Raw genomic sequence first — 15,692 nt, 5'->3', positions numbered from 1 at the left:
CGGCAGTCGAACCGACGATGTGGGGAAGGGGAATGACCGACGTAGAGGAGACGGACGCAGGGCCAGGGACCGTCGTCCCGCTCGGGCGGGCACGTCGCCGCCGGATGGCACCCGCGGAGCGGCGGCGCGACCTGATCGCCGCCGCGCTGGAGCTGTTCAGCCAGCGTGACCCCGAGCTGGTCACGGTGGAGGACATCGCCGCCCACGCCGACGTCTCCCGCGCGCTCTTCTACCGCTACTTCTCCAACATCCGCGAGATCCGCGCCGCCGCGCTGCGCAGGGCCGTGGACGGGCTCATCGCGCGGCTGATCGTCCCGCGGACCGGGCCGCTGCTGGCGCAGCTCCGCGCCGCTCTCAACGAGTTCCTCGACTTCGCCGAGTCCTACGAGGCGAGTTACGTCACGCTGCTGCGCAGCGGGTCGACCGTTGCGACGGCGGAAACCTCCGCGCTCGTCGACGAGGTCCGGGTGCGGGCGGTGGCGGAGATCCTCGACCGGCTCGGCGTCGAGGAGCTCACCCCGTTCGTCTCGCTGACCCTGCGCTGCTGGGTCGCCGTGGTCGAGGGCACGGTGCTGACCTGGCTGCAGGAACGCACGCTGCCCCGCGACGAGCTGGTGTCCTGGCTAATCGACCAGCTGCTGGCCATGGGCGCGGCCACCGTGGCCCACGATCCGGCCGCCCAGGCCCTCCTGGACCGCGTCAGTACCGAACTCTCCGGCTGAGCCGGCATCACCGCTCTGGAGGCCCGCCCGCATCGCGCGGTCCGAGGGCCACACACGCAACCTTCAGGTGCTGTTGCACTCCGGCTTGCAGCCCGGTGAAACAATCCACCTAGGATGAGTTCGGTACCCTTCGCAGTCATTCGGTCACAGGCGGTGACATCATGAGCGCGGCAATAGAGCATCCGATCGGTCCGCACACCGTCGAGGACTGGCTCGCCGCGGATCAACCCGGCGATGGTGGGCGGCTGGAGCTGATCTGGGGGTACTGGGTCGTGTCGCCGGCGCCAGCAGGGAGGCATCAGTTCATCGGTGACACGCTGCGGTCCCTGCTTCACGATGCGCACCGGTCCGCCAACCGGCGCGACCTGTATGCCGTGACGGGCGTGGGTGTCCAGATCAACAACGCGCTGCGGACCGCGTTGATCCCTGACGTGGTGGTGCTGTCCGGGCCGCCGGAGGAGATCAGCTTTCCGCCGGAGCGTGTCCGGCTTGTCGCCGAGATCTGGTCGCCGGGCAACTCGCTCTCGGAGCGGGAGACCAAGATCTCGGCTTACGCCGCCGCAGGCATCAAGTATCTGTGGACCATCGACCAGAAGTCCTTGGTTCTGTCCACCTACTACCTCCACGAGGGGCGGTACCGGCCCGCCGCCGAAGCTCGCCCCGGACAGGTGACGCGCATCGAGGCCGCGCCGGTTCCAGTTGAGATCGACACCGCCGAACTTGCTCCCTGGGCCTGATCGGGCCCCCGTCCGGGGCCGGTCGTGGCCGCCGGCACCGGTGCCGGAAGGCGGGTGCGGGCGACAATCGGCGGTTCGTAGACTTTCGGCGTGACCGAGACCCTTCCGCACCAGGCCCGTGCCGACCTCCCGCCGCAGTGGACCCCGGCGGAGGTAGAGGGCGACCTGTACGAGCGGTGGGTCGAGCGGGGCTACTTCACCGCCGACGCGGACAGCGACAGGCCGCCGTACACGATCGTCATCCCGCCCCCGAACGTCACCGGCACCCTGCACATGGGGCACGCGCTCGACCACACCCTGATCGACGTGCTGACCCGCCGCCGGCGCATGCAGGGCTACGAGGTGCTGTGGCTGCCCGGTATGGACCACGCCGGTATCGCCACCCAGAACGTGGTCGAGCGGGAACTGGCCAAGGAGGGCAAGTCCCGCCACGACCTGGGCCGGGAGGCGTTCGTCGAGCGGGTCTGGCAGTGGAAGGCCGAGTACGGCGGCAAGATCCTCGGCCAGATGCGTCGCCTCGGCGACGGCGTGGACTGGAGCCGCGAGCGCTTCACCATGGACGAGGGCCTCTCCCGCGCCGTCCAGACGATCTTCAAGAAGCTCTTCGACGACGGCCTGATCTACCGGGCCGAGCGCATCATCAACTGGTGCCCGCGCTGCCGCACCGCGCTGTCGGACATCGAGGTCGACCACAGCGACGACGACGGCGAGCTGATCTCCATCCGCTACGGCGAGGGCGACCGCTCCATCGTGGTCGCCACCACGCGCGCCGAGACGATGCTCGGCGACACCGCCGTGGCCGTGCACCCCGACGACGAGCGCTACCAGCACCTGATCGGCACCGAGGTCGAGCTGCCGCTCACCGGCCGCCACATCCCGATCGTGGCCGACCCGCACGTCGACCCGGAGTTCGGCACCGGCGCGGTCAAGGTCACCCCCGCCCACGACCCCAACGACTTCGAGATCGGCCAGCGACACGACCTGCCGGCACTGACGATCATGGACGAGCGCGGCGTCATCACCGCGCACGGCCCCTTCGAGGGCCTCGACCGGTTCGAGGCCCGGCCGGCGGTCGTGGCCGCCCTGCGCCAGCAGGGCCGCATCGTCGCCGAGAAGCGGCCCTACACCCACGCGGTCGGCCACTGCTCGCGCTGCGACACCGTCGTCGAGCCGCGGCTGTCCATGCAGTGGTGGGTCAAGGTCGAGTCGCTGGCCCGCGCCGCGAGCGAGGCGGTGCGCGACGGCCGCACCAGCATCCACCCGCCGGAGCTGGCCAGGCGCTACTTCGACTGGGTCGACGACATGCACGACTGGTGCATCTCGCGCCAGCTGTGGTGGGGCCACCGCATCCCGGTCTGGTACGGGCCGAACGGGGAAGTGGTGTGCGTCGGCCCGGACGAGGAGCCACCTGGCGGCGAGGGCTGGCAGCAGGACCCGGACGTCCTCGACACCTGGTTCTCCTCCGGCCTGTGGCCGTTCTCCACCCTCGGCTGGCCGGACCGCACCAGGGACCTGGAACGCTTCTACCCGACCAGCGTCCTGGTCACCGGCTACGACATCCTGTTCTTCTGGGTCGTGCGGATGATGCTGTTCGGGCTCTACGCCATGGACGGCGAGCAGCCCTTCCACGACGTCTTCCTGCACGGGCTCATCCGCGACGCCGCCGGCAAGAAGATGTCGAAGTCCAAGGGCAACGTCATCGACCCCCTGGACTGGCTGGACCGCTACGGCGCCGACGCGCTGCGCTTCACCCTCGCCCGCGGCGCCAACCCGGGCGCGGACATGGCCCTGGCCGAGGAGTGGGCGGCCGGCTCCCGCAACTTCTGCACGAAGCTGTGGAACGCCAGCCGGTTCGCCCTGATGAACGGCGCGACCGTCGCCCGCCCGGTCCCGGCGCGCGACCGGCTCACCGACGCCGACCGCTGGATCCTGGACCGCCTCGACGAGACAGTGTCCGAAGTGGATGGTCTGTTCGAGGCATACCAGTTCGGCAGGGCGTGCGACGCGCTCTACCACTTCACCTGGGACGAGTTCTGCGACTGGTACCTGGAACTGGCCAAGGTCCAGATCGCCGGGGGCGGCGAGCGCGCCGAGGCGACCCGCGCGGTCCTCGGCCACCTCCTCGACGCGCTGCTCCGCCTGCTGCACCCGGTCGTCCCGTTCGTCACCGAGGTGCTCTGGACGACGCTCACCAGCGGCGAGTCGCTCGTCATCGCCGAGTGGCCCGCCCGGCGCGGCGCCGAGCGGGACGGCACCGCGGCCCGCCGGATCGCCGGCGTGCAGAAGCTGGTCACCGAGATCCGCCGGTTCCGCTCCGACCAGGGCCTTAAGCCCGGCCAGCGGGTCGCCGCCCGGCTGTCCGGCCTGGGCGAGGCCGACCTCGCCGGCCACGAGGGCGCCGTCCGCACCCTGGTGCGCCTGGACGCGCCGGCCGACGGCTTCACCGGCTCGGCCTCGCTGGAGATCGGCCTGCCGGGCGGCACCGTCACCGTGGAGCTGGACCTGTCCGGCGCCATCGACGTGGCCGCCGAGCGCAGGCGGCTGACCAAGGACCTCGCCGCCGCCGAGAAGGAACTGGCGGGCTGCGAGGCCAAGCTGGCCAACCCCAGGTTCACCGACAAGGCGCCGGCCGACGTGGTAGCCAAGATCCGGGGCCGGCGCGAGACCGCGCTGGCCGACATCGAACGCATCAAGGCGCGGCTGGCCGCGCTACCGGGGGCCTGACACCTGATGCCCAAGATCGAGCCCGCGGCCCTGGCCGCGTTGCGTGCCGTCGAGGCCGAGCTGGACCAGCGATGGCCGGAGACCAAGATCGCGCCCTCGCTGGACCGGATCCGGATGCTGACCGAGATCCTCGGCGACCCGCAGCGCGCCTACCCGGTGCTGCACGTGGCCGGCACCAACGGAAAAACGTCCGTGGCGCGCATGCTGGACGCGCTGCTCACCCGGATCGGCCTGCGCACCGGCCGCTACACCAGCCCGCACCTGCAGCTGGTCACCGAGCGGATCAACGTCGACAACGCGCCGATCAGCCCGGAACGCTACGTCGAGGTCTACCGGGACATCGAGCCCTACGTGCGCATGGTCGACCAGCGCTCGGAAGGCACCGGCGGTCCCAAGATGACCAAGTTCGAGGTGCTGACCGGGATGGCATTCGCCGCGTTCGCCGAAGCACCGGTGGACGCGGCGATCCTGGAGGTCGGCCTCGGCGGCTCCTGGGACGCCACGAACGTCGCGGACGCCAAGATCGCCGCGATCTGCCCCATCGGCATCGACCACGTCGAGTACCTCGGACCGGACCTGCCCAGCATCGCGCGGGAGAAGGCCGGCGTCATCAAGGAAGGCGCCATCGCGGTGCTCGCCGCCCAGGAACCCGAGGCTGCGAACGTGTTGTTGCAGCACAGCATCGAGGTCGACGCCACCGTCGCCCGGGAGAGCATGGAGTTCGGCATGCTGGAGCGCAAGGTCGCCGTGGGTGGCCAGATGCTCAGGCTGCAGGGCCTCGGTGGGGTCTACGACGAGGTTTTCCTGCCGCTGCATGGCGAACACCAGGGTCGTAACGCGGCTCTGGCGCTGGCGGCGGCCGAGGCGTTCTTCGGTGCGGGCGCGGGCCGCCAGCTCGATGTCGAGGCCGTGCGCGAGGCGTTCGCATCGGTCGTCACCCCCGGTCGGCTGGAACGGGTGCGCACGGCGCCGTCGGTGTTCGTCGACGCCGCGCACAACCCGCACGGTGCCGCCGCGCTGGCCAGGGCGTTGTCCGACGAGTTCAACTTCCGTCGCCTCGTTGCCGTGGTTGGCGTGATGGGGGACAAGGACGCGCGCGGGATCCTGAACGCGCTGGAGCCGGTGGTCAGTGAGGTTGTGCTGACCCGGAACTCCTCGCCGCGCGCACTGGACCCGGACGATCTTGCCGTGGTGGCCCGGGAAATCTTCAGTGACGACAGGATCGTCGTCGAGACCCGGCTCGACGACGCCCTGGAGACCGCCGTGCAGCTCGCGGAGGAGACCGAGGACCCGGACGAGCCGATTTCCGGCTCCGCGGTCGTGGTCACCGGGTCGGTCGTCACCGCCGGTGAGGCGCGGGCCCTGTTCGGCAAGGAGCCGGCGTGAACGACGAGGCACGGCAGGGAACCGGGGCACAGCCTCCCCAGGGACAGCCACCGGCCCGCGACCCGTGGAAGGGCCTGCGCGGCGTCATGGCCGGAACCCTGGTCATGGAGGCGATTGTCGTTGCGCTGGCACTGCCGGTCGTGGCGAAGCTCGGCGAGGGGCTGTCGTCGGTCAACGGGATCCTGGTGATCGCCCTGGCACTGGCGATGCTCCTCGCGAGTGGTGTCATGGGGCGTCCGTGGGGGCTGTACGTCGCGCTGACGTTGCAGGTCCTGATGGTGTTGACGGTGTTCATCTCGGTCACGCTCGGGGTCCTGGGCGTCATCTTCGCCCTGATCTGGGTGTACATGCTGTACCTGCGGAAGCAGGTCGAGCAGCACATCGCGCGCGGCCAGGGCTAGGCATTCGCCGCTGCCGCCACGGGTTCCGGCTCGGGTGGGACGGCGGGAGCGCCGTTCCAGTGGAACGGCACCTCGCAGAGAACCGAGAGCTTGGACCTGTCGGCCTCGTTGAGGCGCCACACCACGACCAGACAGCGGCCCGCCGGACGGTTGTTGCGCTCCAGCCACTCCGAGGCGAGCGCGACGGCGTAGGCGGGCGCGGGGTTCTTGTTTCCCTTGAGCTGCACGTAGAAGCCGTGGTCATCGATGTTCTTGGCGTACACGAGCACGCGCCGGCCACGGACGATCTCGAAGATCTCGATGCGGTGCCACAGGTACCAGGGCATGGGGGACTCCAGGGAGGTGGGCCTAGGCGGCCGGGGAAGCCGATCACTGTGTGTGATGACCATGGACTATCACGCACGGCATCACAAGTTTTTGATGACGTACATGTACGAAGTCCCCTCGATCGAGGGAAAGATCGGTGCGCGGAGCAGTGCGTAAGCTTCCGATCACGATCGGTTCTCAGCAGGGAGACGAGGCGTGACGGAACAGTTCAGGCCCAGCGTTCGAGCTCGCCGTGTGGCACGGACCCTGCAGCGGTGGCGGGAGCGCATTGGCATGAAGGGGATCGAGGCCGCAAAACTTCTTGGCTGCTCACACGCGAAGATCAGTCGAATCGAGCACTGTGTGCAACCAGCGAGTCCGATCGACGTGCTGGGCTTCGCCATCGCCTACAAGGTCGATGACAAGGAGCGCGATGCGCTCTTCGAACTGGCCCATCGCGCCAAGGACCGAGGTTGGTGGGAGGAGTTCGGCAAGGAAGAGCTGTTCGAGGCAGCCCTCGACTATGTCGAACTTGAGTCCGAAGCGTGCTTGGTACGGAGTTTCACCATCGATCTTGTTCCTGGCTTGTTCCAAACTCCGGAGTACACCGAAGCACTTGTGCGGGCCAGCCGACCACATGTGTCGGAAGAGGTCGTTGAGCGACGCATCGAGGCTCGTCGCGAGCGGCAGTCCCTCCTAGAACGCGACAAGCCCCTTCGTGTGGAGGCGGTGTTCAACGAGGTGGTTCTGCGGCAGGTTGTTGGCGGTCCGGGTGTCATGCGGCGCCAGCTCGAACACCTCGTGGAGCTCGCCGAGCGGCCAAACGTCATGATCCAAGTGATTCCGTTCAGCGCCGGTGCCCACCCCGCGATGGGTTCAGTGTTCAACATCCTGTCGTTCGAGCAGGAGCACTATGACGATGTCCTCTACATCGAGAGCCTTGCTTACGGCTTCTCCCCGGAGGATCAGGAGGCCGTAGACGCCTATACCCTCAACTTCGTCGGCTTGCAGGAGACCGCGCTCGACGCAGACGCGTCGGCCAAGATGATCGCGGAGGCCGCCGACAGCTTGTAGCAGCGAGGGAGAGCGGCATGTCCAGCCTTGACTTATGCCGGGTCGGATGGCGTAAGAGCGCTCGTAGTAACGGCGGTGGCAACGCCTGTGTCGAGGTGGCGTTCCACGGAGATGCCACCTGGCGTAAGAGCAGTCGTAGCAACGGATCTGGCGGCGAGTGCGTCGAGGTGGCGCACATGCCGGGCATGACCGCGGTTCGCGACTCGAAGAACCCCACCGGCCCCGCGCTGGCCTTCGGCCCCGCCGAGTGGGCCGCGTTCCGCGACACCGTCAAGTCGGGCCGGCTCGACCTGAGCTGACCCGTTCAACATTGCCGCTGTCAGGGCATCGGGTTTCTCAGCCGATGCCCTGGCGGTCGGGGGTGAGGCCGAAGGTGCGCATCATCTCGTCGGGGATCGCCGCCTCGACTGCCTCGCGCACGTGTCCGAGGTGCCGCTCCAGCGTGGCGCGCCGATCCTCCGGCGCGTGCTCGACCAGATCGATCAGCGCCGCCACCATCCGTCGTGTCACCTGTGGCGAGGTCACCCCGTACAACAGGATCTCCGTGAACGCTAGGTCGATGAGCGAGTCCCAGCCCGGCAGTGGCTCCACGAGCCGCACCACACCGTCGCGATCCCGGTGGTACTGCTCACCGAGGGGCTTGTCCAACAGGTCCGACAACAACGCGTGGATCCGGTCCAGGGCCTGGACCGCTGTCGTGGGGTCGTTGACACCGGGGGACAGGGCCCGGATCGCGATGTCCACCAACTGCCGGAAGCCGAACGCAATGTCCTGGTACATCGTGCGTTCGGGACCCACGCCGAGCGCCTTCCGGAGCGTCCGTGAACGGATTTCCTTGCGCCCGTGCACATGGAGCAGCGGCGTGCCGGGCGCGACGAAGTCCCCGATCTTCGGCACGAGGCGCAGCGCCGCGTCGTTCTTGCGTGCCAGTCGAACGAGACGCCACACATTCACCGTTCGCACCGCGCCCGGCTTACCCTCGTAGTACACCGACTGTAGGGGCTTTCCCGAAACTTCCCTGCCTTCCCCTTCCTCCGTCCATGCCACAGCGTTGATCGTGCGTCGCGTCTCCGCGGTCACCATGTCGATCACCTCGGTGAGCCGCATGAGGCGGATCATCGAATGTACGTAGCCCACGAACATCCCCACGCTGCCAAGAGTGAGTAGCAGGGCGATGAGCCCGGACACGAGCGGTATGAAGGGCTGGTCCTGCAGCGAACCCTCCTCGGAGACCGTGACGAAGCTGTACTGCACCGTGATCGTGTAGACGAAGGTCCCGATGAACACGGCGAGCGTGGCCTTGACCATCCTGCTCCGCACGAACAGTCGCACCACGCGCGGCGAGAGCTGGCTGGCGGCCATCTGCAACGCAACCAGGGTGATGCTGAAGACCACGCCGAGGAACGTGAGCATCGCCGGGCCGACAGCGTCGATCACCTTGCGGCTCGGCTCGATGATCGGTCGGAACTCGGTCGCGAACTCGGGTATCTGGGACAACTCGTTGTCGAGCTCGCTGGTGGCCACCGCCAGCGCGATACCGCCGACGATGCCCAGCAGCGGTGTCACCACGAACGACTGCCGGACGTAGTCGTGCAGCGGCCCCAACAGCGGCTGGCCCGACCGACGCCCGAACACGGCGTCAGTACACGATGGTTGGATCATTCCTGCAATTCGAGGGGTGGTGATGCGGTGACGAGTCGTGATGTCAGACTCTGACCAACCGGAGCAACACGTGGGCGGAGACTGACGTGACACAGGCGGAACCCACCTCACCGAGGAGGCAGGGCTCGTACGGCGTCGACGCACCCCGACCCCTGTTGGGCCTCGTGATGAGCGGTGCGGCCACCCTCCTGGCCAGCATCACCAACGTCGGTGTCGGCAATACGGCGTGGGCCGCAGTGACCTTCGCCGCCTCCGCACTCATGTGGATCTCGGTCGGGCTGTACCTGCACACCACCCGGCGTGGGAAGTTCCAGGTGTGGTCGCGGGTACTCGATGACCTCGACCTACGCGGCGACGAGCAGATACTCGATCTCGGCTGCGGGCGGGGCGCGGTGCTGCTGATGGCCGCGCAGCGCCTGACCACGGGGCGGGCGGTCGGCGTGGATCTGTGGCGCAAGGTCGACCAGTCCGGCAACTCCGTGGAGGTCACCGAGCGCAACGCGGTTGCCGAGGGCGTGGCCGACCGCGTCGAGCTGTACACCGGGGACATGCGAGAACTGCCGTTCTCCGATGCCGAGTTCGACGTCGTCGTCTCCAGCCTGGCGATTCACAACATTCCCCCCGACGCGGGCCGGCTGAAGGCGATCGACGAGGCCATGCGGGTCCTTCGCCCCGGCGGCCGGCTCGCGATCGCCGATATCGCGGGCATCAGGCACTACCGGCGCCGGCTGGCCGAGTTCGGCGCGACCGACGTTCGCGTGCGGTCCCTGGGCTGGCGGATGTGGTGGGCACCGTGGGCGCATACCCGTCTAATCACCGCGGCCGAGCCGGCCAGGTGAAACCTCTCGACAGGAAGGGCGGCGCTCCGGTCGTTCGTTGCGGCAGTGCTCAGGATTCCGGCGCTTCCGAACGCTCCCCGGCCGATTCCGAGCCCGGTTCACTACGCCGGCCGCGGTCCCTGCGCAGCAGCCTCGCGACGACCAGCGTGACGAGGACACCGGCTATCGCGTAGATGGCGAGGATCCACAGTGCCTGCCCGGCCCCGGCGTTGTCGAAGTAGGCGACGCTGCGGGTCGCGGTGGTGCCCGCGCCCGGCGGCAGGTACGGGCCGATCTCCCGCCAGAACGTGGGCAGCAACGGCTGCGGGTAGGGGCCGCCCGCGCTCGGGTTACCCAGCACCACGAACGCCAGGATCGCCACACCGATCCCGACCACCCCGGCGATCGTCTGCGCCGCCATCGTGGCCGCCGCGGTCGCGAAGACCACCAGCGCACCCACCGCCCACAGGGACACGAAACCGCCGGGCAGCGCGTCGAGCACCGGGCCGACGATGACCGCGCCGCCCCACCCGGAGGCGATCGCGTAGACCGCCAGCGTGGTGAGCCGAATGATCGTGCGCCCGAAGGTGGCGGGCCGGGCGCCCCCGGCCAGGCCGAGGATCGCGGCCACCAGGTAACCGCCCACCATCCAGCCGATCACCACGTAGAACGAGGACAGCCCGCGGCCGTCCCCGCTGGAGACCGGCTTGATGTCGGTGACCGTCAACTCCCGGCCCTGCACGGAGTAAGCCCTGCTCAGCACGTTCACGGTGACGCTGGCGAGGGCCGGGCCGGCCGCTCCGGCCAGCAGCAGGTGGTCGGTGGCGGCCGTGGGGTTGACCACGAGCCCGGCGTCCACCTCGCGCTGGTTGATCTCGTCGCGGACCGCTGTCTCGTCGGCGACCCGCCGGGCGTCGATCGGGGTGCCGGGAAGCTCGTTGAGCTGGTCCACGACCTGGTCGGCGATCTGCTGCTGCGGGGCCGCGACCGCGAGGGGAATCTTGTGTGGTTCGGGGTGATGCAGCGCACCGACGTAGGAGAGGATGAACGCGAGCTGGAGTAGGAACACGCCGAGCACCAGCAGGGCGGCCCGCACGGTCACCGCTTCCCGTAGCCGTTGCCCCAGCCCGCGTTCCGGCCTCTCGTTCGCGGCCACCGCACACCTCCCCGTGGACCCGGCTCGATCCTCCGGCCGATATCAGCACGGACAACCCGACACGCATGGTCGGCCTGCGGCTTCATCCGATGGAGCGTTGGGTGGTGCGCTTTCCGCACACGGGGCTGCGGCCGTCCGGCCGCAGGGGGTGAGGAGCACCACCCGCCAAGGGGAGTCTGCGGCCGGTCGAGGTGGCGCTGCGCAATATCCTGGGGTCCGAATCTGTCTCGAACGCGTCGCGCGGTCGACGTCCGACATGCGCGTCGCGGGGCTGCCGAGCGAGGAGGGGAGTGCATGGCGGTCGCCGACCTCGGCACGGCACCTCGGCGCGCGCGATGGTGCCGTGCCCATGGTGTCGCCCGTGGTGTCGAGGTGGTGCCCACGGGGCCGGCGGTGTTCGGTCGCGTGGTGACGCGCTCGGGCCGGCCGGCCGCGCCGGCCGGCGACCGTCGGGCGAGGGAAGGGCGGCGGCCCTGAGCGACCAGCGGGGAACCGGTAGACGCGGGCGGGTCTCCGCCCGCCCCGACGCGTCCGCGGGCCCGGCCGCGGACTTCGCCGGTCAGCTGTGGGAGCTGAAGCGGGCCGCCGGTGACCCCTCCTACGACCGGATGCGATCCGACCACGGCGCGTTGGCCTCGAAGTCCGCGCTGTCCGCGGCAGCGCGGGGCCGGCAGCTGCCCTCGTGGGAGATCACCTGGGAGTTCGTCCGCACGCTCGAGGTCGGTGTGCTCGGGCGGGACATCGAGGAAGCGCGCCGGACGTGGCGGGCCCGCTGGGAGCAGGCACGCGACCGGCTGGCGGGCTTCGAGGAGAACGCCGCGCCCGTCCCCACGCCGGACGCCACGCCGGTGGAGCCGCGGACGCGCGACGAGCGGCCCGGTCTCGTGGTGGACGCCGCGGTGCTGGACGAGCCCCGGGAGTCCCGGCCGCGGGGATGGTGGCTCGTCGCTGCCGCGGCCACGGTGGCCGTGCTGGGGGTGACCGGGGTCCTGGGCGTCCACTACCTGCGGACCGGCGCGTCCGACGAATCCCAGGCACCAGCGCCGAAGCCCGTCATCGAGGGGGATGGTTCGGAGTTCGTCCGCGACGTCACGATTCCCGACGGCACCGAGATTCCCACCGGTGCGCACTTCGTGAAGACCTGGGAGATACGCAACTCCGGCAATGTGCCGTGGATCGACCGCTACCTGATCCGGGAGGGCGACTTCGGCCGCCCAGGTCCGTGCGAGTCCGTTGACCGGGTGCGGATCCCGGACACCAGGCCGGGGGAGACCGTGCAGGTCTCGGTCGAGGTCCGCGCTCCCGACGAGCCGGGCCATTGCCAGGTCTACTGGAAGATGGCGGACGCACACGGGCGGCTGCTCCTGCCCGGGCATCGCGGCATCTTCTATCTCGTCAAGATCGTTCGCTGACCCATCGGCAAAAGGCCACGCCCGGCGGTGAACAAACCGTTGGAGCGCGGAAACATCGGCCTGCAAAGCCTCACAGATCGCTTGCGGCACAACGTCTTCCGGGACACTCCCCGGTTTCATGGCGCTGGCGTGGAAGGTTCATCGCGTCGGTGGGATGGCGTGGGGTTGCGGTTTCATGGGGTGGGCCGTTACCGGAAGCGGGAGACAAAACGGCGTTGCCAGGGCATCTCGACGGCGCGTGCGGCGTAATGCTTCCGGACGTAGGCGACTGCCTCGCGGTTGGGTATCCCATCCAGAACGGCGAGGCACGCCAGTGCTGTGCCGGTACGGCCGTATCCACCGGCACACGCGACCTCGACGCGCTCGGTTCTGGCACGCATCCATGCCTCGCGCAACGCGTCAGCGGTTCCCGCGTGGTCAGACGGCAACCAGAAGTCGGGCCAGCGAACCCACCGACTTTCCCAGGCGACAGGCGGTGGTTCGTGGCCCAGCAGGTACAGCGCGAAGGTGGGGAGCGGATCCGGGGGAACGGGGTGGCGCAGTCCGCGGCCGCGAACGAGCCGGCCCGAGGGCAGTCGTAGCACGCCGGCCGTCGTGGGATCCCACGCAGTGACCACGACGCGAGCGTAACCGTGGTTGATCGGCGGCCCCCAGCAGATTCCTCGCCGGTTGTCGGTGCGCGGGCCCAGCGCACGGCTCGCAGAAGCACGAGCTGGACCGGTAGCGGTGTGGGCTGCGCCCGCAAGGTCATCCGGCCCCCGTACCAACTGGGTCGGGGCACCCCCGCAAGTTGTGGGTGGCACCAGGATCACTCCTCGCAGGGCGCGCGACCAGTACCCGATCCACCGGGCGGTGGAGGTGTGTCCCCCGGATTCACCTGAATGTCGGCTCAGGGTTGCCTGCGCGCACAACCACCCCGCTACAACCAGCCATTATGGAGAACCCGCGTTCCCTCGACCGTCGCGCCCTCCTCCGGGCCGGGGCACTCGGGTCCGGTGCCGCGCTCGCCGGCCTGGCCCTCCCCACCACCACGCTCGCCGCACCCCGCCGCACCGGTCCCGCGCTGGTGCGCGGCGACCGTCCCCGGCTGACCCACGGTGTACAGACCGGCGACGTCACCCCGCACGGCGCCCTCGTCTGGACCCGGGCGGACCGGCCGTCACGCATGCTCGTCGACGTCTCCTTCGACCCGTCCTTCCGCGTCGCGCGCACCGTACGCGGCCCCGTGCTCACCCCCGACACCGACGGCACCGGCAAGGTTCGGCTCCACCACCTGCCGCCGGGACGGCGGGTGCACTACCGGGTTCGGGTGGCGGACCTCGACGGCCGAGCCACCGCCGAACCGGTCACCGGCAGCTTCCGCACCGCACCACTCGGTCGCCGGCCGGTGCGTTTCGTGTGGTCCGGCGACATCGTCGGCCAGGGCTGGGGCATCAACCCTGACCTGGGCGGCATGACCATCTTCTCGGCGATGGCCGCCCGCGAGCCCGACTTCTTCCTCTGCAGCGGCGACACCGTCTACTCCGACGGCCCCCTGCGGGAGAACGTGACCCTGCCCGACGGCCGCCGGTGGCGCAACATCGTCACGCCGGAGAAGACCAAGGTCGCCGAGACCCTCACCGAGTTCCGCGGCCAGTTCGCCTACAACCTGCTCGACGAGCACTTCCGGCGCCTGGCCGCGACCGCGCCCACCATCGGCCAGTGGGACGACCACGAAGTCCTCAACAACTGGTACCCCGGCGAGATCCTCACCGACGACCGGTACACCGAGAAGCGGGTCGACGTGCTGGCCGAGCGCGCGTTCCAGGCGTTCCACGAGTGGGTTCCGATCGACCCACGGAAGGCGGTCGACGGGCGGGTGTACCGCAACCTCGCGTTCGGCGGGCATGTCGAGCTGTTCGTGGTCGACATGCGCACCTACCGGGACGCCAACTCCCCGGGTACCGCACCCTACGAACGCATCCTCGGCGACAAGCAGGCCCGCTGGCTGGTCGACGCCATGAGCCGTAGCCGTGCCACCTGGAAGATCGTGGCCGCCGATATGCCCCTGGGCCTGGTCGTTCCCGACGGCGACAACATCGAGGCCGTCGCCAACGGGCGGCCCGGCGCGCCGGCCGGGCGTGAGGCCGAGCTGGCTCGGGTGCTGCGGGAACTGGCCCGCCGCCGCGTGCGGAACATGGTCTGGCTCACCGCCGACGTGCACTACACCGCGGCCCATCACTACTCGCCGGAGCGGGCCGCCGTCGCCGACTTCGACCCGTTCTGGGAGTTCGTCTCCGGGCCGCTACACGCGGGCGCGTTCGGGCCGAACGAGCTCGACCCCACCTTCGGGCCCGAGGCGGTGTTCGTGCACGCCCCGCCCGCTCCCAACACCTCGCCGCTGGACGGCTTCCAACACTTCGGTGAGGTTGAGGTGGACACCTGGGGCCGACTCACGGTCCATCTCCGGGACGCCACGGGCCGGGCGTTGTGGTCCACGACGCTCCGGCCAGAACGCTGATTTCCGGTCCCGCCAAGCAGCCGTTACATTGGTGGCACAGCGGGGTCGGGCTATTCGGAATTCGCACCCATTTTGTCGGGCTGTTCGGCGGGTTGCGTGGTCGATGCCGGTATCTGGCGTTTGTTGTCGCCGGGACCATGGAAACGTGGGCGAAACAAATCTGGTCGGGGAGTGGTGGCAGGGGAGTGCGGAGAGGCGTGCGGGGATCAACGGCTGTGCGTTGTGTCGCCGCACGTCTCCCCCTCGCCCGCTGCCCGGCCTCGAGGTCTCCGTGGTACCGGTCGGGCGTGACGCCGCGGACTCTGTTTCAAATGCTTTTCCTCCCGGCTACGACTGACTCGTTTCTGCGGCCCTCGTGTTACCCCGAATGGCAATTCCGTTGCCGGTGACTCACGGCTGTTCCGGGGTGGTGTGCGTTATCACTCGTGTGGGCTATTGCGGGGAAGGTTCGCCGGTCACAGGATTGCGCTCACCCCGAGGGGGTTCTGGTTACTCAATGCCGGTCTCGCGCTGTCGAGATCGGTGTCAGGAAGAAAGAAAGGTGGTGCATTCAGATGACGTTGAATGACGTGCTGCACGCTGTTGACGGCGTTGTTCTCGGGCTCCTCCACGTCCTCGGTATTGGGTGATGAAGGGGTTCGTCGGTCTCGTCACGCACACCGTCCGCGGCTGATCGTGGGGCCTGTCCACTCCCCGGGGCACCCAGCTCCGGCTCCGCCGGGTGGCCCACGGGACGTGATCGACCCGGACGGACGTGATCGCAAGACCTCACCCGTGGTGGCCCTCCTCCATGT

16 protein-coding genes are annotated in these 15,692 nt (G+C 69.2%); 11 read left to right on the top strand and 5 right to left on the bottom strand.

The features are described 5' to 3' along the window. Nucleotides 1-32 precede the first annotated feature (32 nt). From IEY55_RS12630 to IEY55_RS12610, 5 genes are all read left to right on the top strand, one after another. A complete protein-coding gene (locus IEY55_RS12630) occupies nt 33-722 on the top strand; it encodes a TetR/AcrR family transcriptional regulator (protein ID WP_308424751.1) in 690 nt (229 codons plus the stop codon). Between the two features lie 161 nt (nt 723-883). Further along, on the top strand, nt 884-1,459 hold the full coding sequence (locus IEY55_RS12625) for a Uma2 family endonuclease (protein WP_189057314.1): 576 nt from the start codon (nt 884-886) through the stop codon (nt 1,457-1,459). Nucleotides 1,460-1,549: 90 nt separating this feature from the next. After that, entirely contained in the window at nt 1,550-4,183 is a 2,634-nt protein-coding gene (locus IEY55_RS12620; RefSeq protein WP_189057312.1) for a valine--tRNA ligase, read from the top strand. A gap of 6 nt (nt 4,184-4,189) precedes the next feature. Beyond that, nucleotides 4,190-5,569, top strand: a complete 1,380-nt coding sequence (gene folC / locus IEY55_RS12615; protein WP_189057310.1) for a bifunctional tetrahydrofolate synthase/dihydrofolate synthase — start codon at nt 4,190-4,192, stop codon at nt 5,567-5,569. Next, nucleotides 5,566-5,970: a DUF4233 domain-containing protein gene (locus IEY55_RS12610; RefSeq protein ID WP_229686310.1), complete on the top strand. Its 405-nt coding sequence runs from the start codon at nt 5,566-5,568 to the stop codon at nt 5,968-5,970. The genes folC and IEY55_RS12610 overlap by 4 nt, the downstream gene beginning before the upstream one ends. Here IEY55_RS12610 and IEY55_RS12605 read toward each other — a convergent pair. Further along, nucleotides 5,967-6,296, bottom strand: coding sequence for a hypothetical protein (locus IEY55_RS12605; RefSeq protein ID WP_189057308.1), 330 nt, complete (start codon nt 6,294-6,296; stop codon nt 5,967-5,969). The two genes, IEY55_RS12610 and IEY55_RS12605, sit on opposite strands and share 4 nt — an antisense overlap. A gap of 196 nt (nt 6,297-6,492) precedes the next feature. Between IEY55_RS12605 and IEY55_RS12600 the strand changes: the two genes are divergently transcribed. After that, nucleotides 6,493-7,350, top strand: coding sequence for a helix-turn-helix domain-containing protein (locus IEY55_RS12600; protein WP_308424750.1), 858 nt, complete (start codon nt 6,493-6,495; stop codon nt 7,348-7,350). Between the two features lie 17 nt (nt 7,351-7,367). Then, nucleotides 7,368-7,649 (top strand): DUF397 domain-containing protein, encoded by a 282-nt coding sequence (locus IEY55_RS12595; RefSeq protein WP_189057304.1) that lies wholly within the window; start codon nt 7,368-7,370, stop codon nt 7,647-7,649. 37 nt (nt 7,650-7,686) lie between these two features. Here the strand turns inward: IEY55_RS12595 and IEY55_RS12590 are convergent, their stop codons facing one another. Continuing rightward, on the bottom strand, nt 7,687-9,012 hold the full coding sequence (locus IEY55_RS12590) for a DUF2254 domain-containing protein (protein WP_229686309.1): 1,326 nt from the start codon (nt 9,010-9,012) through the stop codon (nt 7,687-7,689). An 86-nt stretch (nt 9,013-9,098) separates the two neighbouring features. On the opposite strand from IEY55_RS12590, the gene IEY55_RS12585 reads away from it, so the two are divergent. Beyond that, complete coding sequence (locus IEY55_RS12585; protein ID WP_229686308.1) at nt 9,099-9,851, top strand: class I SAM-dependent methyltransferase; 753 nt, start codon at nt 9,099-9,101, stop codon at nt 9,849-9,851. A 49-nt stretch (nt 9,852-9,900) separates the two neighbouring features. Here the strand turns inward: IEY55_RS12585 and IEY55_RS12580 are convergent, their stop codons facing one another. Continuing rightward, nucleotides 9,901-10,986 carry an ABC-2 transporter permease gene (locus IEY55_RS12580; protein ID WP_229686307.1) on the bottom strand — a complete coding sequence of 362 codons (1,086 nt, stop codon included), beginning with the start codon at nt 10,984-10,986 and terminating at the stop codon, nt 9,901-9,903. A gap of 294 nt (nt 10,987-11,280) precedes the next feature. Between IEY55_RS12580 and IEY55_RS12575 the strand changes: the two genes are divergently transcribed. After that, nucleotides 11,281-11,463 (top strand): hypothetical protein, encoded by a 183-nt coding sequence (locus IEY55_RS12575; RefSeq protein WP_189057539.1) that lies wholly within the window; start codon nt 11,281-11,283, stop codon nt 11,461-11,463. Between the two features lie 131 nt (nt 11,464-11,594). Next, the gene (locus IEY55_RS12570) at nt 11,595-12,398 is read left to right on the top strand and encodes an NBR1-Ig-like domain-containing protein (protein ID WP_229686306.1); all 804 of its coding nucleotides are present in this window, start codon (nt 11,595-11,597) and stop codon (nt 12,396-12,398) included. A 188-nt stretch (nt 12,399-12,586) separates the two neighbouring features. Here the strand turns inward: IEY55_RS12570 and IEY55_RS12565 are convergent, their stop codons facing one another. Further along, a complete protein-coding gene (locus IEY55_RS12565) occupies nt 12,587-13,015 on the bottom strand; it encodes a protein-tyrosine phosphatase family protein (protein ID WP_189057300.1) in 429 nt (142 codons plus the stop codon). 317 nt (nt 13,016-13,332) lie between these two features. Between IEY55_RS12565 and IEY55_RS12560 the strand changes: the two genes are divergently transcribed. Further along, a complete protein-coding gene (locus tag IEY55_RS12560; protein ID WP_189057298.1) occupies nt 13,333-14,898 on the top strand; it encodes an alkaline phosphatase D family protein in 1,566 nt (521 codons plus the stop codon). A gap of 455 nt (nt 14,899-15,353) precedes the next feature. On the opposite strand, the gene IEY55_RS12555 is transcribed toward IEY55_RS12560, so the two are convergent. After that, entirely contained in the window at nt 15,354-15,509 is a 156-nt protein-coding gene (locus IEY55_RS12555; RefSeq protein WP_189057296.1) for a hypothetical protein, read from the bottom strand. Nucleotides 15,510-15,692 lie beyond the last annotated feature (183 nt).

The sequence above is a fragment of the Longimycelium tulufanense genome (assembly GCF_014645795.1).
Lineage (GTDB): Bacteria > Actinomycetota > Actinomycetes > Mycobacteriales > Pseudonocardiaceae > Longimycelium > Longimycelium tulufanense.
Note: the sequence above shows the minus strand (reverse complement) of the source record. Positions and strands in the feature narration are given on the sequence as shown.